The 19756-nt window shown below is 66.1% G+C and carries 22 protein-coding genes; 16 read left to right on the top strand and 6 right to left on the bottom strand.

Annotated elements, in window-relative coordinates; genetic code table 11:
• Positions 1–487: 487 nt before the first annotated feature.
• Positions 488–667, top strand: a complete 180-nt coding sequence (locus tag LOZ83_RS40490; RefSeq protein ID WP_308190276.1) for a hypothetical protein — start codon at positions 488–490, stop codon at positions 665–667.
• Positions 668–686: 19 nt separating this feature from the next.
• On the opposite strand, the gene LOZ83_RS23345 is transcribed toward LOZ83_RS40490, so the two are convergent.
• Positions 687–836, bottom strand: coding sequence for a hypothetical protein (locus LOZ83_RS23345; RefSeq protein WP_236793459.1), 150 nt, complete (start codon positions 834–836; stop codon positions 687–689).
• A 277-nt stretch (positions 837–1113) separates the two neighbouring features.
• Positions 1114–1293, bottom strand: a complete 180-nt coding sequence (locus LOZ83_RS23340; RefSeq protein ID WP_236793457.1) for a hypothetical protein — start codon at positions 1291–1293, stop codon at positions 1114–1116.
• A gap of 1076 nt (positions 1294–2369) precedes the next feature.
• On the opposite strand from LOZ83_RS23340, the gene LOZ83_RS23335 reads away from it, so the two are divergent.
• Complete coding sequence (locus LOZ83_RS23335; protein ID WP_236793455.1) at positions 2370–2930, top strand: PH domain-containing protein; 561 nt, start codon at positions 2370–2372, stop codon at positions 2928–2930.
• 635 nt (positions 2931–3565) lie between these two features.
• Here LOZ83_RS23335 and LOZ83_RS23330 read toward each other — a convergent pair.
• Together LOZ83_RS23330 and LOZ83_RS23325 are read right to left on the bottom strand one after the other, a co-directional pair.
• Positions 3566–3715 carry a hypothetical protein gene (locus LOZ83_RS23330; protein ID WP_236793453.1) on the bottom strand — a complete coding sequence of 50 codons (150 nt, stop codon included), beginning with the start codon at positions 3713–3715 and terminating at the stop codon, positions 3566–3568.
• Positions 3716–4451: 736 nt separating this feature from the next.
• Positions 4452–4664 (bottom strand): hypothetical protein, encoded by a 213-nt coding sequence (locus LOZ83_RS23325; protein ID WP_236793451.1) that lies wholly within the window; start codon positions 4662–4664, stop codon positions 4452–4454.
• Positions 4665–4890: 226 nt separating this feature from the next.
• On the opposite strand from LOZ83_RS23325, the gene LOZ83_RS39945 reads away from it, so the two are divergent.
• The 8 genes from LOZ83_RS39945 (at position 4891) to LOZ83_RS40825 (ending at position 9788) form a co-directional block, all read left to right on the top strand.
• A complete protein-coding gene (locus LOZ83_RS39945; protein ID WP_255824526.1) occupies positions 4891–5022 on the top strand; it encodes a hypothetical protein in 132 nt (43 codons plus the stop codon).
• Between the two features lie 137 nt (positions 5023–5159).
• The gene (locus LOZ83_RS23320; protein WP_236793449.1) at positions 5160–5453 is read left to right on the top strand and encodes a hypothetical protein; all 294 of its coding nucleotides are present in this window, start codon (positions 5160–5162) and stop codon (positions 5451–5453) included.
• 212 nt (positions 5454–5665) lie between these two features.
• Positions 5666–6238, top strand: coding sequence for a TetR/AcrR family transcriptional regulator (locus LOZ83_RS23315; protein WP_236793447.1), 573 nt, complete (start codon positions 5666–5668; stop codon positions 6236–6238).
• 72 nt (positions 6239–6310) lie between these two features.
• Positions 6311–6949, top strand: a complete 639-nt coding sequence (locus tag LOZ83_RS23310; protein WP_236793445.1) for an SDR family NAD(P)-dependent oxidoreductase — start codon at positions 6311–6313, stop codon at positions 6947–6949.
• A gap of 220 nt (positions 6950–7169) precedes the next feature.
• Complete coding sequence (locus LOZ83_RS23305) at positions 7170–8372, top strand: MFS transporter (RefSeq protein WP_236793443.1); 1203 nt, start codon at positions 7170–7172, stop codon at positions 8370–8372.
• A 64-nt stretch (positions 8373–8436) separates the two neighbouring features.
• Positions 8437–9204 (top strand): SDR family NAD(P)-dependent oxidoreductase, encoded by a 768-nt coding sequence (locus LOZ83_RS23300; RefSeq protein ID WP_236793441.1) that lies wholly within the window; start codon positions 8437–8439, stop codon positions 9202–9204.
• Positions 9156–9623, top strand: a complete 468-nt coding sequence (locus tag LOZ83_RS23295) for an aldehyde dehydrogenase family protein (protein WP_308190284.1) — start codon at positions 9156–9158, stop codon at positions 9621–9623. The genes LOZ83_RS23300 and LOZ83_RS23295 overlap by 49 nt, the downstream gene beginning before the upstream one ends.
• Before the next feature lie 36 nt (positions 9624–9659).
• Positions 9660–9788 (top strand): aldehyde dehydrogenase family protein, encoded by a 129-nt coding sequence (locus tag LOZ83_RS40825; protein WP_374202690.1) that lies wholly within the window; start codon positions 9660–9662, stop codon positions 9786–9788.
• A 69-nt stretch (positions 9789–9857) separates the two neighbouring features.
• On the opposite strand, the gene LOZ83_RS23290 is transcribed toward LOZ83_RS40825, so the two are convergent.
• On the bottom strand, positions 9858–10211 hold the full coding sequence (locus LOZ83_RS23290; RefSeq protein ID WP_236793438.1) for an IS3 family transposase: 354 nt from the start codon (positions 10209–10211) through the stop codon (positions 9858–9860).
• Between the two features lie 288 nt (positions 10212–10499).
• Positions 10500–11222 carry an IclR family transcriptional regulator gene (locus LOZ83_RS23285; RefSeq protein ID WP_236793435.1) on the bottom strand — a complete coding sequence of 241 codons (723 nt, stop codon included), beginning with the start codon at positions 11220–11222 and terminating at the stop codon, positions 10500–10502.
• A gap of 429 nt (positions 11223–11651) precedes the next feature.
• On the opposite strand from LOZ83_RS23285, the gene LOZ83_RS23280 reads away from it, so the two are divergent.
• Genes LOZ83_RS23280 through LOZ83_RS23255 form a run of 6 tightly spaced genes read left to right on the top strand, consistent with a single transcriptional unit; the run spans position 11652 to position 19726 of the window.
• Entirely contained in the window at positions 11652–12755 is a 1104-nt protein-coding gene (locus LOZ83_RS23280; RefSeq protein WP_236793432.1) for an ABC transporter substrate-binding protein, read from the top strand.
• A gap of 24 nt (positions 12756–12779) precedes the next feature.
• Positions 12780–15461 (top strand): branched-chain amino acid ABC transporter permease/ATP-binding protein, encoded by a 2682-nt coding sequence (locus LOZ83_RS23275; protein WP_236793429.1) that lies wholly within the window; start codon positions 12780–12782, stop codon positions 15459–15461.
• Positions 15462–15472: 11 nt separating this feature from the next.
• Positions 15473–16753 (top strand): aconitase family protein, encoded by a 1281-nt coding sequence (locus LOZ83_RS23270; protein ID WP_236793426.1) that lies wholly within the window; start codon positions 15473–15475, stop codon positions 16751–16753.
• Complete coding sequence (locus tag LOZ83_RS23265; RefSeq protein WP_236793425.1) at positions 16753–17280, top strand: hypothetical protein; 528 nt, start codon at positions 16753–16755, stop codon at positions 17278–17280. The genes LOZ83_RS23270 and LOZ83_RS23265 overlap by 1 nt, the downstream gene beginning before the upstream one ends.
• Complete coding sequence (locus tag LOZ83_RS23260; protein WP_236793423.1) at positions 17277–18197, top strand: oxaloacetate decarboxylase; 921 nt, start codon at positions 17277–17279, stop codon at positions 18195–18197. Before LOZ83_RS23265 ends, LOZ83_RS23260 begins: the two co-directional genes overlap by 4 nt.
• 41 nt (positions 18198–18238) lie before the next feature.
• On the top strand, positions 18239–19726 hold the full coding sequence (locus LOZ83_RS23255; protein WP_236793420.1) for an aldehyde dehydrogenase family protein: 1488 nt from the start codon (positions 18239–18241) through the stop codon (positions 19724–19726).
• Positions 19727–19756: the final 30 nt, after the last annotated feature.

Here is a 19756-nt window from a genome sequence, read left to right as displayed (position 1 = left end):
TACTGCGGTTCGTGTCGGTGCTGATGATGGTGGTCGTGGGCCTGACCTTTTTGTTCGGTTTTGGGAACGTACTGAGCTTGGCACGGAGGTTGGGAGTGCCTGCGTACGTCGCGCCCTTGGTTGCTCCTGCAGTCGACCTGACCGTTGTCGGCCTCCTGATCGCGACGCGCCACTTGTCCGATGCTGGTGCACAGTCAGAAGTGTTGCGGCCGGCGCGGAGGATGTTGCTCGGCGCGAGTGCGGCGACGTTGGCGTTGAACGTGATTGATCCACTGCTGGCTGGCCATTGGGGTCGGGCGGCGTTTGATGCGGTTGGTCCTCTGCTGCTGATCGGTTGGTCGGAGGCTGGCCCCGCTTTGCTGAGCGACATGGAGAAACCTGGTCCCGCGCAGCGTCCTTCGCATGGACGGACTGACGTCCCGCACGTAAGCGCTTGCGCGGCCGATCCAGCGTCGCAGAAGATCAACGATCGTCGAATGGCGGGGGTGTGGACGACTTGTTCCACCAGGCGCGGCTCGAGAATGCCCAGCATTGGGCTGAGCATCGCCGGCCGATCTCGGCCGAGACGTTGCGGCGCAAGCTGCATGTCGGTGCTGCCAGGTCTCGTGTGTTGGCCGCGGCGGTTCGACTTGACGACGCGCTGCCCGCATCACCCGGCGGTCTTTGATATGCCTTGTCGGGTTGCCTCAGTCTTCCTCGTGCGTGGGCGCCTCCTCGGTGTTCTCGCGTTTACTGGCGAGGTACAGGAGCACGTCGTGAATGGCTTCGGCCTGTGCCTTCGCTAGCCTCTTGCCTCGTTCGCCGGTGGCCACTTCGATCTCGTATTGGACGGTCATAGCTCGGCTGTTCCCTTTGGCAGGGTATTCGACAGGTGGGAACCGCAGAATGTCTCCGTCTTGGAGAACGTATCCCTCATCGCGAGACGTGGCAGCATGCGGTTCATTGTCCTCGTGTTCCATCGCTGTGGCTTACCGTCATGGTGGCTGGTGTGCAAGTCGACCATCACGGGGGTGAGGCCGCCAGGAGTTGTCCTGTCGGAGCAGTCGTGTGCCAGTAGTTTCCCGGGCCAGCCGTGATCCCGCAGCCAAGAGCTCGCTTGCCGAGACCCGGGGGTCAGCAGGCTCCGGGTCGTGCGGCCGTACGGTTTGCCGTGATCTTGTCGAGGTCGTCGACGAGCGTGCGGATGACCAGGTTGCTTAACTCGATGCTTTCCTGCTCGACCCGTTCGCCGGTAGCCGCGATGCAGCGGGCTAGTTCACGTAGCGCTTCGGGGCCGGTGGCTTCCAGCTTCACCGCTCGCTCTCGCCACATATCCCGATCCTTGGGTGGATGGGTTGCAGCCAATCCTTGGCAGGCAGCGGGTATCGCATTGGCAGTGGGCTGTGTATTTGTCAGTGCAGGAGCGTGCGCAATTGCGGGGGCAGGTCTGTGGGCGGCGCAGACAACCGAAGAGGCCATCCGAACACGCGGCAATGTCAATTGGGCAGCGGCGGGAATGAATCTGGCCGGGCTCGCTGCGGGCGCCGGGCTCGCACGCGTCGTGGGCGGCGGCGGCGCCCTAAATCCCCGTAACCGCAATATCGTGCAGGACCGCAGCCAGCCGCCCGCGCAACGCGACCGAGGGCGGCACCGCGCACCAGTGAACGCCAAGGCCACCAGGCAGAACTACGTGTGGAACGCGGGCCAGTCAGGCGTCTGGCACTCTTACGGCACCGGCGTGAACATGGGTACGCGATCGTCTTTCTGACCTTCGAGAAGGTCGCATTAGTAAAGGTACTTGCTTCGGTTGTGGCCATCGTGCCTGCGTTTTGGTTCATTCTTCTGGTAACGCGAGCAAAATTGGTTGTGCGTGAAGGTGGGCTGTACATACAAAATTGGTTCCGCTGCTACTGGATACCCTGGAATTCAGTGGACGAATTGGAATTGGACCCAGACCTCGCCATTGTCCTCCGCGATGGTCGCGTTATACGACCCTCGGTTGGGGGCGGCTCGTTGGCTGGAGCGATGCGCGGCAATCGCGCTCAGCGGTCGATGCGGCAGGGGATAGAACATGCTCGCAATCAAGCGCAGCTTGACGAACACGGATCGAACGAGCCTAGACTGACCATCGGTCTGAGATGGCTTCTAGCACTGTATACATTCTTCATTGGCGTTTCACTCCTGGTGAACATCATCGTGTAGCTCGGTATCTTGACGGAACTGCAAACCATAGCCAGCCACCCGTGCAGCGTAACCGAGGACGGCCACCGTGCACCGGTGAACGCCACGGCCACCAGACAGAACTACGTGTGGAACGTCGGCCAATCCGGCGTATGGTATTCCTACGGCACCGGCGTCAATACTGTGATCTGCCAGCAAGGAAGCCGTGCATGCATGTTCTAGTTGGAACTCCCGGCACCGGGGAGATCATCACAGTGGTCTACCGGAATGGCGAACGGATATTCAGCATCGCCGCGCTGGTGTTCTGTGTCCTGATTGCGCTGGCAGGTATCGCGCCCGATGACGCGGTCACCGATAACATCGGAGCCCTCGTCGGCGTGATCCTCGTGACAACGCCAGCCATCTGGCTGATCATCGCAGTGATGCAAGCCAAAGTGGTGGTCCGAAAAGATGGCATCTACGTTCGGAATTGGTTCTTCTCGTGGTGGGTGACGTGGAGCGCGATCGCCGAACTCGACGTCGATGACGATCTCGTGGTTGTCCTGAACAATGGCCATCACATCCACCCGTCCGTCGGCGGCGGTTCAATAGCATCCGCCTTGCGTGCCAACCGGAAGCAACGAGACTTGCATGACCGAATCGACGGAGCCCGCGCCAGCGCCGACTCCGCTTTGGAACCGATAGCTGAGCAGCAAAGACGATTCGGAATCTGGCGACTGATAGCCCTGTATGCCTTCTTCTACGGTATGGCTGGCCTGATGCGCCTGTGAAAACCCCTCGTGCGGGTACCGGGAGTATCTTGACGCCGCCTAGAAGCGCCACGACGCCGGCGAAGAAGCCACCGCGGATGGCGTGGCCACGCACAGTGCCGCCCGCGCCAACACCGCCTCCGTTGTGATGCGGTGAGCTCGAGTTCGGCGTAGCAGGGCAGCAGGCGATAATCGCATGACGGCAAGACGGACGCTTGACGTAGTCGAACCAGCGAGCAGTGAGCAGGCCGAAGCGATAGGTCGCTACACGTTGTGACGACGCGCCGTTATCGTTCACGCGGTTATCGCTGGGGCAGTGTTCGACGTAGGGATTCTCTACCTGCTACCTTTAACCTGGAGACTTAGGGTGATGCGCACCTGGCAGTGAGGGTGTCAGGGGTTTGAGTCCCCTTAGCTCCACGTTCGAGGTCAGCCAGAATTAAGAGCCGAAAATGGGACCGGTTGAGCCTCGGTTATGGCTTGGTGTCGCTTCATTCGCGGTGTTCCGCTCTGTGGTTCCGGCCGATCCCCAAATTGCGCGGAGTGGATGTTGGTCGTACCGCGTCCACCGGGACGCGCACCACGCGGGCGGTCCGGTGCAGGCGGTTTTGGGTGGCCCGATCGAGCGCTGCCCGTTGGATTCGTGGAGCGCCGTCCTATGTGTCGATGGTGATGACGCCGTGGTGGAGGTCGACGTTGTTGCGGTGTAGTCCGGTGAGTTCGCCCCAGCGGCAGCCGGTCGAGGCCGCGGTGATGATCAACAGGCGGGCGGTGGGGCCGCCGAGCATGCCGGCCTGCTCGGCCACCGCGAGGACCTGCTCCGGGGTGGCCCAGGTCCGTCCCGGGCGGACCCAGTCGGCGAGGGTGTGGTCGTTTGGGGCGTTCAGCCAGCTGGTGCGGCTCCGATGGTCGTCGGGCGTACCGGCAATCTCCTGCGCGGCTTCGGCGTTGTCGATTCCGTGGATCGACTCGACGCTGTTGCCGTCGCGTCGGTGCCGTACCCGCCACGACTGTTACGCGATCTTCTCTACCCATGCCATAACAGGCCTCCCATCAGACAAGGCGCACCCGGTCTGGGAGCGCCTTGGAGGCGCATTCTGCAGGGAAAGAAAATGGCGGGAAGCAGGGAATTTTCGGATTGGTGGAGTCGTCAGTCGCGGAAATGCGTGAGCCACATGCAAGGTGCCGCGCGATAGGACAGTCGCAAGAGCTTATTGCGATGGTCGCAACTGAAATTCGCGTTACATGTGTTGAGAACAGTTTTCGCTGACCGGCGGTAACTGCGAGAGTGTCGTGGAGGCTTCGGTGCTGACGTCGAGAGAGTGCGGCGCGCAGCAGTTCGACTGATGTCAAACAGGCACCGATGTAGGCAGTCGATCGGAGCGTGGCGTCGGTCATCGGGCTCACCGGGCCCGGCAGCATGGAAGCCGGCATGGGCGCGAACGTGTTTGAGGCACCTATTGCCGGGAACTTCCGGACCGTGCAGCGTGATCAGGGGTGACGGTGTTCGTGTCGATGCCGTGATTAACGTTGCGGCGCGGTTTAGCAGATGGAGTCGATGGCGGAGGCCCAGCCCCAGAATCCGCCGTATTCGGCGAGGTTTTCGGCGTCGTTGAGGTGGATGTTGTTGGAGTCCCATGGGCTGGGGTTGGGGAGGTTGGTGCTGTCGGCGGGTGGGATGTATTGGCGCATGTCGATCATGGCGACGCTTTGGGTGACGGCGGTGTTGTAGATCTGGGTGCGTATTGGATCCATGTGTAGTTTTCGGTGGCGGCGCCGGGTCTGGCGGTTTGACTCTGTTGACGAGCAACGTCATCGGCACGGCCGCTGATTGTGCCGTAGACGGTGACGCCAACCAGGCCGACGAGCGGTCCCCATTTGATGCCGGAGCGCCATCCGCGACTACGGCCCGATCATCACGAGGCGATGTGCGCTGATCGATGGATCCGCCTCGCTATCCTGGGGTGTCGTCTGAGGCGCTATGACAACGCAGGCACAGAAGGGTGGCCGACGCGCAGGATCCTCGATCCCCGCGCAGCGTGAGGCGAATACGCACAAAGCCGCCGCGATCGTGGCGCGGATCGTCGCCGAGGTCGTCAAGGGCATGACCTAGAAGGCCGCGACCGGCGGAACCTCTTCCAAGGCCCCCGTCGGCTACCTCAACGTGCACGTCCGCGACGAGTAGGGCCGTGACGTCCGCACGCACCGTGCAAGTCGATCAGGACCGCGCTGAGCTGGTCCGCTGGGCTGGTGATCTCGAACGCCAAGAGTCGATCCGGCGCGATCTACCGGTACTTCGCCAGCTCGCACGCCGAACTGGCCGAGCTGACCACCCACCGCAACCGCCTTGACCTGCTGAGCAACGCCGCAGCCATCCACGAGCGCGGCGACGACGAAACCCTGCGACTGTGCGACCAGGCGTTCTTCACCAAGCTCCACATCGACGTGGACAACCACGTCCGCGCCGAGACCTGGGCAGACGACCCCGCCACTCACACGCGAGACATCGCCACCCGCGACCCTGTTTCGCTTGCGCAGGTTTGAACCTCGACCATTTGGTGCCCTGGCAGGAGTACCAAAGGATGGGAACAGGGCTGGCCGGCGATTTCATACCGGCAGCCTGGTGGTGGAGTCATCGCGGAAGTGTCGCCTCTCGCCAGGCGGACCACAACGACAAAACACCATGCGGGCACGGTCTAGAACGCATCGGAACCCAGTTCTTGACCTGGAGGTTAATAATCGGCTATGGTCGTCTCATGGGACGGCCGCGCACCTTTGACGACGAGGAAGTCATCGATCGTGCGATGCAGGCGTTCTGGACCCACGGTTACGCTGAGACGTCGCCCGCGATGCTCGCGGAAGCGACGGGTGTTGCGAAGGGAAGCCTCTACAATGCGTTCGGGAGCAAGCGCGAGTTGTTCAACCGGGCGCTGGCTCACTACGACCGCATGGGTGCCGAATCCGTCGAGAAACGGCTGTCCGGTCCCGGCACCACCCGTGAGGTCCTCCGCTCCTTCCTGCGCAGCCTGGTCGACGCCGACTTGGCCGCCGATCGCCGGGGCTGCCTGGCTGTCAACACCGCTGTCGAACTCGCACGTCACGATCCGGAGATTGCTCGCGCGGTGCGGCGGTCGCAGGAGCGGACCCTCGAGGTGATCGCCGCTCGGATCGACCGGGGGCGCCTCGACGGCGACCTCGATCCCGCTCTCGACGTGCGGGCGGCAACCGAACTGCTGGAGGTGACGATCGCCGGACTGCGGGTGCTCACCAGGATCCACGATGCCCCCCGTCTGTACCGCGTTATCGACACCGCATTGTCAAACCTCTGACGTCACTCCTCGTTCGCCCGAAGTTTTTTCCGGCCTAATTTTTGACCTCTGATTCCAGAAGGGTTCGTCATCATGGATCTCTCCGATGAAGGTGTGCGCGTGGTCGGCGCAGCCCGCACTGTCACCCCGGAGTTGGAGAAGGTTGCTGTCGCCACGATTGCGGCCGACCTCGCCACGCCCGAAGGCGCCACGACTGTCGTCGAGACCGCGCTCGCCGAGTTGGGCGGCGTCGACATCCTGATCAACAACGTCGGTGGGGGTGACGGTGGTGAGCTCGGCGGGTTCCTCGACGTCGACGACCAGCAGTGGCACGACCTGTTCGCCCGCAACCTCTACAGCGCCGTGTGGACCAGCAGGACGGCGCTGCCCCACCTGATCGAGCGCTGCGGTGCGGTGGTGTTCGTCTCCTCGGTGAATGCGCGCGTCCCCTCCACCGGGCCGGTGGGCTACAGCGAGGAGTTCGGGCCGCAGGGGCTGCGCGTCAACACGGTCTCGCCCGGCGTGACCGGAACCGATATCTGGCGCGGCGCAGACGGCGTCGGAGCTGAGCGGGCCGGTGTGAGCGGAGTTTCGCTCGACGATTTCCTCGGCGCGCTGCCCGCGCGAGCGCGGATCACGTCGGGGCGCATCACCGAACCCGAGGAGGTCGCCACATTGGTGACCTCCTCGTCTCCCGCAAGGCGGCCAACATGCTCGGCGCCGACATCGTGATCGACGGCGGGATGATCAAGACGAGCTGAGTCGGACCGGAGCCGGTTTCGCGTCGACCACCAATTGGGGCCCGATACGTCCGACACGCTCGCGATCTGTATGGCGACCCCATCCGTGTCTGGTCCGTAAGACCAGAGTCCGCGAAACCGTGCTCCCAGAATCGGTACAGAAATGTCGGCATCGATTTGTGTGCCCATTGACGCAAAAGGAGAGAGAAGACATGAGCGGCCCAACCCCGACGACGACGGTGTCCGGTCGGACTTTCCTGCTTGCCGGCGGCGCTTTCGCCGTCGGGACCAGCGCCTACATCGTCGCGGGTGTGCTACCCCAGCTCAGCTCCGGGCTCGGCGTCTCGGTGAGCGCCGCAGGCCAACTCGCCACGGCGTTCGCGCTCGCCTACGCGATCGGCGCGCCACTGGTAGCGACCGCCACAGGGCACTGGAATCGGCGCACCCTGCTCGTCGTGGCGCTGCTGACAGCGGCCGCGGGTAACGTGCTCACGGCGGTCGCGCCGACCTACTGGCTGGTCCTGCTTGGGCGGGTCGTCGCGGCTCTGGGCGCGGCCGCCTACACCCCTGCCGCGACACTCGTCGCCACCCATTTCCATCCCCCGCACCAGCGCGGACGCGCTGTGGCGATCGTCTTCGCGGGGCTCACTCTCGCCCTCGCCCTCGGCGTTCCCGCCGGTACCATCCTCGGCGGCCCGCTCGGCTATCGCGGCGTGTTCATACTGGTCGCGGGCGCGTCCGTGCTGGCGGCACTCGGGACGCGGCTGATGATCCCCTCCGTCGAAGCACCCGCGGCGGTACCGTTGCGCGAGCGGCTGGCTGTCGCGGCCAACCCGCGCCTGCAAGCCATTCTCGTCGTCACAGTGTTGGGCGTGCTGTCCTCGATGAGCGTGTACACCTACGTAGTGCCGCTGCTAGGTGAGTACACACATGCAACCGGTGCGTTGGTGAGCGCATTGCTGCTCGTGTACGGCCTCGGCGGGCTCATCGGCAACCTGCTCGGCGGCCGTGCCACGGACCGATTCGGTAGCCGCCCCACTCTCTACGTCGCGCTGGCCGTCATCGTCCTCGTACTGGCCACGCTTCCGCTCACCCTGACGACGATCCCCGGGGCTGTCATTGCGCTCTTCGGCTGGAGCCTGTCCACCTGGGGATTCAATCCACCGTTTCAGCACCTTCTGCTCGACACTGCCGGTGAACAGGGCGGGCTCGCGCTCGCGCTCAATGCCTCCGCGATCTACCTGGGATCGGGACTGTCCGGTGTGATCGGCGGGCTCGTCATCGCCAGCATCGGCATCACCACCCTCCCCCTCGTCGGAGCGGCACTCACGGTCGTGACCAGTGTCGTGTTCGTCGTCACGGACCGGCGCCTTACCCGCTCCGAACGAACCATGGCGAACACGCTCGCCGGGTAGCTCCTGGGGCAAGACCCCGCCACCGACCACATCGATCCACCACCTGGGAAAGAGGAATTCCGCTGTGTCCACACCATTGAAGAACAAGGTCGCGCTCATCACCGGCGGCAGCAACGGCATCGGGCGAGCAATCGCCGAACGCCTCGGCCGTGACGGTGCCACCGTCGCCACCACCTACGCCCGTGACGAGGCAGCCGCGAAAGAGACTGTTGACGGCATCGAGAACAACGGCGGGCGCGCCTTCGCACTGCAGCTGGAACTGGGACAGCCCGACGACGCGACGCGTCTCTGGGACGCGTTCGACGCCGCCGGCGCGGACTACGTACCCGATGGGAAGCTCGACATCCTCATCCACAATGCCGCCGCCGGAAGCTTCGCCCCGCTGTCCGACCTGACGGGGGAGAACTACGACAGGGTGTTCGCCGTCAATGTGCGAGCACCTTTCTTCATCACCCAAGCCGCGCTGCCACGGCTGCGCGACGGCGGGCGGGTGATCAACATTTCCAGCCTTGCGGCCACGCTCGCGACACCGGAGACGATCGCTTACAGCGCCAGCAAAGGCGCGTTGGACGCGTTCACCCTCTCCCTGGCCAAGGGCCTCGGCCCCCGCGGGATCACGGTCAACTCGGTGTCGCCCGGCATCATCCTCACCAGGAACCACACCCGCCTGATGGAGAACCCCGAAGCCGCCGCCCAGGAGGCCAAGCGAGTCGCGCTCGGGCGACTCGGCCAACCCGAGGACGTGGCCGACCTCGTGGCGTTCCTCGCCTCTGACGACTCGCGCTGGGTAACCGGCCAGGTCATCGATGCCACCGGCGGCACAGCGATCTGAGTGAGCGCACACGCCCACAACGACCAAGAACTGATCGACGAGACCGGGTTCCCCGGAAACTGACGCACTCGTCGCAGTGGACTCGGTACTGGAGGACACCCAGCGTTGGCGCCATCGTCCCGTGGAACGTGCCGATGGAGATCACCCTGAACAAATTCGGACAGGCACAGCCCACCGGCAACACGGTCGTGCTCAAACGGCTGTTCCGCGAACTCGGCGGGAAGTCGGCCAACATCATCCTCGACGACGCCGATCTCGATCGCCGTATTCCGGCGGCGGACGCGGGGATGTGTGTGCACGCCGGACAGGGCTGCATGCTGCCGACCCGGCTACTGGCACCCCGGTCGTCCCACGACGCGATCGTGGAACGCGCCGCCGCCGAGATGACCAGGTTCCCTACGGGGATCCGTACGACCTGAACGTGCTGATGGCCCGCTGATCAGCAGCACACAACGATGCGCATCGTCCAGGAGGAGATCTTCGGACCGGTACCGGTCGCAATTCCCTATGAAGACGAGGATGACACCATCCGTATCGCGACCGACTCGTCATACGACCTGGCTGGGAGCGAACAGAGTGGTTAGGCCGACAGAACGGCATCGAAGGTTTCGAACAGTATCTCGCGTATCGCCTCGCCCGAGGTGAAGCGAGGCTCAACCACCGTGCAGCCGTGTCGCAGAAGCGTCGACGGTGGTGCGTTTCCATGCCTTGGGGTGGCGGCGGTGCAGGCCGACATCCCGCATGAGCCGCCAGGCCCGCTTCGGCGATACCGTGTGCCCGAGCGTGATCAGCTCGGCGTGCACCCGCCGCACGCCCGGGTTGTCGCGCAGCCGCTCGTGCACCTGCTTGATGGCCGCGACCAGGCCCGTGTCGGCCTGCTCGCGCGGGCTGGGGGAGCGCCTGCGCCAGGCGTAGTAGCCCGAGCGGGACACCCCCGGTTCCCGGCACATGAACCCGATCTCGAACTCGCCGGAATCCGCCCAGTCCGCGATCGCAGCGAATCTCACTGCTTGTCTTTCGCGAACCAGGTCGCTACTTTTTTGCGAACTCGACCTGCATCTTCAATTCGGCGTTCTCCGCGCGCAGCCGCTCCAGCTCGGCACGCTCGGAATCCTTCAACGGCTTATCCGCCGAGTCATCGGACTCCCGAAGGACCGGGCGACCCTCACTCCGTGTCCACCGAACCGGGAACGGTCCATGCCGGAACATCGGATACCAGGCAGCGTCGGGTGAGTGAGCGGCCCGACGTACCCGGGGCAAGCGGTGTTCAGCATCGCCAAACGGTTCGGCGGTGGTCAGCGCTTGGTATGCATCAGCATGCTGGCCTTCGTGACGTCTCGCGTGAGCCATCGCACGCAGTTCAGCAGGCGAGGGAAGTCCCGGGAGAAACGGTGTGGCGGCACCGCGAAGCTGATCGCGGTCTGCACGCACCCGGATGCGTCAAAGATCGGAGCAGCGACACAGTGCAGGTCGGGCACGCACCCTTGCAGGTCGACTGCATAGCCGCGCGCGCAGACCTGATCGAGCTCATTGCGGGCCTGCCGACCGGCCTCCTGCAGGGCAAGCCCGTCAGCTTGACGTTCCTCGAAGCTGAGCAGGACCTTGCCGAGCGCGGTCGTCAACGCAGGCGCCCGGTGGCCGATCTGCGAGACGGCGAAGTTGCGCTCCTGACCACCGACCGCTTCGTCCAGGAACACCACCTTCGGCCCTTCGAGGGCGCCGACGTGGGCGATCGCGTTCATCGCGTCGGCGACGCGTTGCAGCTGAAGGTGCGGGGGCCCGAGCAACGTCGTGGTGTCAACGAGCGCGCGGTACAGCTCCATGAGCCGCCAGCCGAGCCGGTACCGGCTGTTCTCGAGCTGGCGGACCAATCCCAGCTGGCACAGCGTTGCGAGCAGTGCGTGTGCGCTCGACTTCGGGATCTTCAGTTCGGCCGCAACCTCACTGACTCCCCGTTCTTGTGCGTCGGCGCTGAAAAGGTCGAGGACCTTGCCCGCCTTGGCGATTGTGCCAAGCATCTATGACCCGCGAGGCGATCGTGCGAGACCCCGGACCGACCGGCAGACCGGACCGTATACGTGCCAAGGAGGACGCTCGGCATTGAGCGTTGGGTTGGACAACAGGCTGACCACCTATTCCGCCGTGGGTTTATGAGCATACGCAGGGTCGGGCGCATTGCCTAGACATTGACAAGATGTTTCACGTCGGGGTGGAGGCGTTCGCGATTCGCGAACCGTGCTGGCTGAACCGGCTCCCCGGACATTGACTGCTGGAGCGCGGGGGACCACGTACCGCTGCCAGCAGCGGTCAGACAGCCGAGTGGGAGTAGACCAATGGTCTCACGGAACGGACAATGGCGTTCGTACGTACTCGTTGGCGTTGGCGTACTCGTCACGGCCGCGATAGCGGCATGTGGGTCGAAAGCCAGCGGTGACGGGTCGAACGACGTGATCAAGATCGGCAATATCGGGTCGTACACGTCCCCACAGAGCACGGCCTACGTGGGCACCGTTGAGCTGCTGCGCGCATGGGAGCAGGACGTCAATGCGCATGGCGGCATCAAGGGCCGCAAGGTCGAACTGATCATCAAGGACGACCAGGGCAACGCAAGCACGGCTGTCACGCAGGTCAAGGAACTCATCCAGCGGGAGAAGGTCGTCGCCATCGTCGGCCAGAACAGCTACGTCGACAGCGCGTGGGCATCGATTCCGCAGGCCGCCGGAATCCCGGTCATTGGCGGCGGCTCGTATGACCCGCCCGCGGAGCGCAATCCCGCCTTCTTCCCATCGGGGACGACCCCACTCCCGTCGGCCTACGGGACGATGCAGGTGACCAAGTCGTTCGGGAAGACCATGGGCGTTCTCTACTGCGCCGAGGCCCCCATCTGCGAGCAGTCGCTTGACCTGTACCGCAGCTTCGGTAAGCAGGTCGGAGTACAGCTCAAGCTGGCGCAGAGTGTGTCGGCGTCGGCGCCGGACTATACGTCGCAGTGCCAAGCTCTGATCGACTCCAAGGTCGAGGTCGTCATGATCAACACCGCGGCCCAGATCGCCCTGCGCATCGCGAAGGCCTGCTACACCCAGGGTCTGCGGGCGCAGCTGGTGCAGCCGGGAGGCACCGTCACGCGCGAATGGCTCAACGAGCCCGCTGCCCAGGGCGTGCGGACGATTCACTTCAACCCGCCCTACTACTACGACTCGGTTGCCGGGATGCGCACCATGCTCAAGCTCCTCGAGGACAACAAGCAGAGCGTGACACCCGGCGGCGGCGCGATCTTCAGCTACACCGGTGCGCAGCTGTTCCGTAAGGCAGCCGAAGCGGTCGATGGCACGGTGACCGCGGATGCGCTCAAGAACGCCCTGTACGCGATGAAGGACGAAACGCTCGACGGGCTGGCACCGCCGCTCACCTACACCAAGGACGCGGGCACGTCGATTCTCTGCTACTTCATCGGGTCGATCCAGAACAACGCGTTCACGGTCCCGGAACCGAGTACGGGATGCGCGCCAAAGGACGTGATCGAGGAAGCGAAGCGGACGTCCGGGTCCTGAGCCGGCTGCAACAGGGAGATTCCGATGCTGTTGTTCATTATCGCCGGGCTGGCCACGGGCTCGGTGTACGGATTGGCCGGTGTGGGGCTGGTGCTCACGTACAAGAGTGCCGGGATCTTCAACTTCGCCCACGGCGCGCTCGCCACCATCTCGGCGTTCCTGTTCTACTTCCTGCACGTCCAGAATGGTGTTCCGTGGCCGCTGGCCGCCGCGGCATGTGTGCTGGTCGCGGCACCGCTGCTCGGTGTCGGCCTGGAGTTGCTCGCTCGGCCGCTTGCCCGGGCGGGCCTGGCCACACAGGTGGTCGCGACGGTCGGCCTGTTGCTCACCGTGCAGGCCGCCGTCGTGCTCATCTATGGCTTCGGCCGCAACCGGGAGGTGCCGCAGTACCTGCCGAGCGGGTCGGTGACCATCGCCGGGGCCCAGACTTCCTGGGCGACGTTGGCGATCATCGCCTTCGGGCTGGTGGCGACGACGGGCTTGTCCATCTACTTCCGGCGTGCCTGCGGCGGCGTTGCGATGCGTGCTGTCGTGGATGACGGCGACCTGGTCGAACTGGCCGGCACGAACAGCGTCGTGGTCCGGCGCAGGTCCTGGGTTCTCGGCAGCATGCTCGCGTCGGTTTCGGGGTTGCTGCTGGCACCGTTGGTCAGCCTGGACGGCATCACCCTGACCCTTCTGGTCATCCAGGCGTTCGGCGCCGCGGCGGTCGGCCGGTTCCGCAGCCTGCCCGCCACCTATGCCGGCGGTCTGGTGATCGGTGTGCTCGCGTCGCTGACCGCGGGCTACGCGACCGGCGGCATAGTGGCCAGGCTGCCCGCCGCGCTGCCGTTCCTGGTGCTCTTCGCGGTGCTGGTGTTCCGCCGCCGGGCCCGCGTCGCGAACGGGCACAGCGCAGGAGCAGTCCTCACCTCGGCCTGGCGGGCACCGGCGGTGGTTCAGCTCGGCGGCGCGTGCGCCCTGCTGGCCGTGCTGGTACTGGTACCTCAGTTCGCCGACTACCACCTCGGCGACTGGATGACATTCCTGCCGATGGTGATCCTGTTCCTGTCGCTGGGCCTGCTGGTCCGCACTTCCGGGCAGGTGTCACTGGCAAGCGTGACCTTCATGGCGATCGGTGCCTGCGCCTTCTCCCACCTGACGGTGGACAAGGGCTGGCCATGGGGGTTCGGGCTGCTTGCCGCGAGTGCCATCGCAGTGCCGATCGGCGCCGTGCTGGCCTTGCCGGCGATCCGCCAGTCCGGGCTGTTTCTCGCGCTTGCCACGCTGGGCTTCGGCATCGCCGTGAGCTACGTCTTCTACGCCGAGCCGTACATGTTCGGCACTCTCGGCCTGGGGCTGACCGTCCCGCGACCGACCCTCCCCGGCATCGGTCTGCTGGACGACGGAGGCTTCTACTACCTCCTGCTGGCGATCGCGGTCGTGCTGACGATTGCCGTGGTGGTGCTGACTCAGGGCCGCCTCGGCCGCCTGCTGCGCGCGATTGCCGACAGTCCACGCGGCCTGGCCAGCAGCGGCGGCTCCGTCAACGTGACCAGGGTGCTGGTGTTCTGCCTGTCATCGTTTCTGGCCGCTTTCGCGGGAGCGCTGGCCGGGTCCGCGCAGGGCCTCGTCACGGCGGACAACTTCCAGCCGTTGCAGTCCCTGGTCTTCTTTGTCGTGGTGATCATCTCGATCGGTGAGACACCCTGGTATGCGATCCTTGCCGCGGCGGGCGTCACCGTACTGCCCTCCTACCTCTCGGGCTCCCCGGAAACCATGATCTACCTGCAGCTCGTGTTCGGCGTGGCGGCCGTGCTGTACTCGCTCCTGCCGGCCGAACGCCGCGGTGTGCCACCAGCGCTGCGGGGGTGGCTCGACCGGCTACGGTTGCGCCGGCCACATCGCGAGGCGTCGATCGTGCCGGCCGCCGAGGCGACACGGCCGAACGTGGCGGCGGCGAGGCTGGAGGTCGTCGGTCTCGGGGTCTCGTTCGGCGGCATCGTCGCCGTGGACGGGCTCGAGCTCACCGCGCAAACCGGCACGATCACGGCCCTGATCGGCCCGAATGGCGCAGGCAAGACGACAACGTTCGACGTCATCTCCGGGTTCACCGCACCGTCGCAAGGGGCGGTGCGACTCGACGGACGCGACCTGGCGCGGCTGGGTCCGGCCGCGCGGGCCCGGCTCGGTCTGGGGCGCACGCACCAGCGCCTGGAGCTGTTCGACTCGATGACGGTGCTGGACAACGTCGCGCTCGGACGCGAAGCGTCCTATGCCGACCGCAACCCGTTGCATCATCTGATCGCTGGCCGGCGGCGCCGGGCGCAGGTCGCGGGTAGCGCGACGGCGGCACTGGAGGTGTGCGGTATCCGGCATCTGGCCACGCGGCGGGTCGCCGATCTGTCGACCGGCCAGCGCCGTCTGGTCGAGTTCGCCCGCTGCCTGGCCGGGCCGTTTCGCATCCTGTTGCTGGATGAGCCGTCCTCGGGCTTGGATCGCATCGAGACCGCACGTTTCGCGCAAGTCGTGCGGCGGGTCGTGGCCGAGCGGGGGGTCGGCGTTCTGCTGGTCGAGCACGACATGGACCTGGTCGTGAAGATGGCTGACCACGTCTACGTCCTCGACTTCGGCAAGCTCGTGTTCAGCGGCAGCGCCGCGGAGATGACCCAATCGGACGTCGTGCGGGCCGCCTACCTGGGTGACGAGCTGGTGGCAGCGTCGTGAACCACTCAAGCATGAGCATGGCGCAGCAGATCCTCGCGAGGGCATCGGGTGTCGCCACGGCCGAGCCCGGCGACATCCTGCTTTCCCGCATCGATCTGATGACCAGCTCGGACGGCACCACCTTCCTCGACACCTTCGAGTCCGAGGGGCTGAAGGTCTGGGATCCGACCCGGCTGATCTTCTGCTTCGACCACATCTTCCAGCCCGAGTGGATGAGCGTGGCCGCCGCCACCGAGCACCCGAAGATCAAGCGGTTCGCGCGCGCTCAGCAGATCCCCGCCGAGAACATCTACGACCTCGGCCGCAACGGCCTGTCCCACCAGATTCCGGTCGAACACGGGTGGGCGCTGCCCGGAACGGTGTGCCTCGGCCTGGACACGCAGAGCGCCACGATGGGTGCGGCGAACTGCTTCGCCATGCCGACGCTCTACGGCACCGAGGCGGTCCTGCTCACCGGTGATGTGTGGATCCAGGTACCCGAGTCGGCTCAGGTGCGCCTGCACGGCGCCCTTTCCCCGGGTGTCAGCGGAAAGGACGTGGCGTTTCGGCTCGTCCAGGAGGTGGGCGAGCGGGTCGATGGGCATGTGATCGAGTACGGCGGCCCTGGCCTGGCGAGCCTGTCCGTCGACATCCGGATGGCGATCGCCAACGGCGCGGTGCAGCTGGGTGCCCTGTCCGAGATCTTTCCTGCGGACGATGTCCTGCTCGACTATCTCGCCGGGCGCGCGCGCCGGCCGTTCGAACCCGCCAGCGCCGGCCCGAACGCGCCGTACGAGTGGACGTTCGACCTTGACCTCGGCGAGGTGACGCCACTGGTCGCCGGCCCGCACGACGTCGACCTGCTGCGCAGTGTCGACGATGTGCTGGGCCTGCCCATTCAGGTGGCCAACATCGGCTCCTGCTCCAGCGGCCGGCTCTCCGACCTTGCGATTGCCGCTCAGCTGCTGGAAGGCCGGTCGGTCCATCCCAGCGTCCGGCTGTTCGTCACGCCGATCTCCGCGTCGACCGCGCGATCGGCGGCGGAGAGCGGAATCCTGGCCACGCTACTATCCGCCGGCGCGACGATCACCCAGCCAGGATGCGGCGGCTGCTACCACGGGAACCTGTCTCCGCTCAAGCTTTCCGACGGCGAGCGGTGCATCTCCACCTCCGTTGAGGCCAACCGGGGCCGGATGGGCAGCTCCGACGCCGAGGTGATGCTGGCCAACGCCGCGGTCGTCGCGGCGTCGTCGATCGACGGGCAGATCGCTGACCCGCGTCGATACCTGCGCGGTGACGGGGGACATCGCTGATGAAACTCGAAGGGCCGGTCTGGAAGGCGACGCACGGCCTCACCGCAACCGATCTCGTGCCCACCTCGGCGGACCGCGCGGCCATGCGCCGCGACTGGGCGGAGTGCGCACGGCACACACTCGCCGACATCGACCCCGGGTTCACCTCGCGGGTGCAGCCGGGACACCTGATCATCGCGGACGGGCCGGTCGGCACCGGGCATGCCCACTACCACATGGCCGCGATCATGGGTGCCAAGACGGCCGGTATCGGCGCGGTGCTCGGGCGCCGGGTGAGTCCGCTGTTCCTCCGCGCGGCGATCGACGCGGGACTGTTCGTCTGGGCCTTTCCGGATCTTCCTGACTTCGTGGCGACAGGTGACGTCCTCAGCTTGGATCTCGCGTCCGGCCTGGCCGTCAACGCCACGACGGGCGCGAGGATGTCGCAACCACCGGTCGACCCGATCATCCGCGACATCCTCGCCGCCGGCGGGTGCGACGCATGGGCCCGGTCAAGGGTGGCCCAGAAATCCGAGGAGGCGCTGTGACTCCCAGCTCGGCACCACCCGCGCGGCTGCGCGCCGCGCTCCGCGAAGGCCCGTCCCTTGTGGGCGGCTGCTTCGACGCGCTGTCCGCCCGGCTTGCCGAGCGTGCCGGGTTCGGCATCCTGCACCTTTCCGGCTTCGGCGTGGAGGTTACCCAGATCGGCGGGCCCGACCTTGGGCTCACCACCCTGACCGAGCTCGCCTCGCACGCGGCGCGAGTGACGTCGACCGTCGAGGTCCCCATCATCGCTGATGTCGACACCGGCTTCGGCGGCGTGCTGAACGTCAGGCGAACCATCAGCGAGATGGAGCGCGCCGGTGTGGCCGGCGTGCACATCGAGGACCAGGCGATGCCGAAACGCTGTCCACTGCTGGGCGGCAGGCGTGTGCTCAGCCGCGGTGAGGCGGTCGACCGGGTGTCCGCGGCTTGCGAGGCCCGGCGGAACCGCGACTTCCTCATCGTCGCCCGCACCGACGCGGACGTCGTCTCGATCGACGAGGTGATCGAACGGTCCAATCTCTACCTTCGGGCCGGGGCCGACGTCGCCATGCCGATGAGCCTGCTGATGGACGGGCAGCCTTTCGCCGAGCTGAACCCGGACCAGCAGATGACACTGCTGGCGCGGCTCGCGCGCGATATCGACGGCCCGCTGATGACCGGCGGCGCGCCGCCCCCGCCCGGTTACACCGCCCGCGACGTGGCCGAACTGGGGTACCAGCTCGTGCTGTTCGCCTCCGCCGCGCTCGGCGCGGCAGCCAACGCGATGGCGGCGCTCTACGCGGCGATCCTGCGCGAGGGCACCGACGCCGGCTACCTCGCGGCGAATCCCGGCGCCTATCACGACGGATACGAACTCATGCGTGCCGTCCACCTGGACGACTACCAGGCTCTCGAACAGCGCCACACGTCCATCTGCTAGCTACACCCGGCCGAAACGCAATGATCCGAGGAGAACCAACCGTGGGCAGCCCAACCGTACTCAGGCTCGACGCCGATCGTCCGACCACGCCGTTCGCGTCCGGCGAGAAGGAGCTCTTGATCGGCGGGCAGTGGCGCCCGGCCTCGACCGGGAACACGATCGAGACCGTCGATCCGACCACCGAAGACGTACTCGCGTCCATCGGCGCGGGGAGCCCGGAGGATGTCGGTCACGCGGTGAACGCGGCTCGTCGGGCTTTCACCGAAGGTGCCTGGCCCGCGATGTCGCCCTATGAGCGTGGGCGGGCCATCCTCCGCCTGGCCGGGCTGGTGGAGCGGCACGCCGAGGAGCTCGCCGTCCTGGAGTCGCTGGAGATGGGCGGGCCGATCTGGCTGACGCGGTACATGATCGGGCACGTGGTGGAGGTGCTGCACCACTACGCCGGCTGGCCGGGCAAGATCTATGGCGATGCCGCACCGGCCGGGCCGGGGATGCTCACTTACACCCGCCGGCAGCCGGTGGGTGTGGTCGTCGGCATCACCGCATGGAACGGGCCGCTGCTGCAGGTGTCGTGGAAGCTCGGTCCCGCGCTGGCCACCGGCAACACCATCGTCCTCAAGCCGGCCGAGCAGGCCTCGCTGTCGGCGCTGCGGCTCGGTGAGCTGGTCCAGGAAGCCGACCTGCCGCCCGGCGTGGTCAACATCCTGACTGGCGGGCGCGAGACGGGCGATGCGCTCATCCGGCACCCTGGGGTGAACAAGATCGCGTTCACCGGCTCCACCGCGGTCGGAAAGCGGATCCTCACCGCGTCGGCCGACCAGCTTGCGCGGGTCACCCTCGAGCTGGGCGGCAAGTCGCCGTTCATCGTGTTCGCCGACGCCGACCTCGAGTCGGCGGCGTCGTCGGCGGCCGGTGCGTTCTGCACCGGCTCCGGGCAGGGGTGCGTCGCCGGAACGCGCATCTTCGTTGCCGACGAGGTGCGCGAGGACTTCATGTCATTGCTGGCCAAGGCCGTCGCGACACAGCAGCTGGGTGACCCGTTCCACGCCGACACCAAGCTGGGGCCACTGGCCTCCCGTGAGCACTACGAGCGGGTCACCGAGTACTTCGACGTGGCTCGCCGCGACACCGCATCGATCCTGCTCGGCGGTGAGCTTCCGGCGACGACTGGCCTGTTCGTCCAGCCGACCGTCTTCGGCGACGTGGGCAACGACTCGCGCGTCGCCCAGGAGGAGATCTTCGGGCCGATGGCGGTGCTGATGAGCTTCGCGAGCGAGGACGAGGCGATCCGCCTGGGCAACGACACGATGTACGGTCTCGCCGCGTCGGTCTGGACCCGCGATCTCGGGCGGGCGCACCGCATGGCCGAGCGGCTCGACTGCGGAACCGTGTGGCTGAACAGCTACGGCGTGATGAGCGCCGGGCCGCAGCCCTTCGGTGGCTTCAAGCAATCCGGCATCGGACGGGAGCACGGCATCGCCGTGCTGGACGAATACACCGAAACCAAGAGCGTTTTCGTCGCCATGTAGCGGCGACAGCGGCCGACAGTCCCAACACCG

Origin of the sequence: Amycolatopsis sp. GM8 (assembly GCF_021653975.1) — a bacterium.
Lineage (GTDB): Bacteria > Actinomycetota > Actinomycetes > Mycobacteriales > Pseudonocardiaceae > Amycolatopsis_E.
Note: the sequence above shows the minus strand (reverse complement) of the source record. Positions and strands in the feature narration are given on the sequence as shown.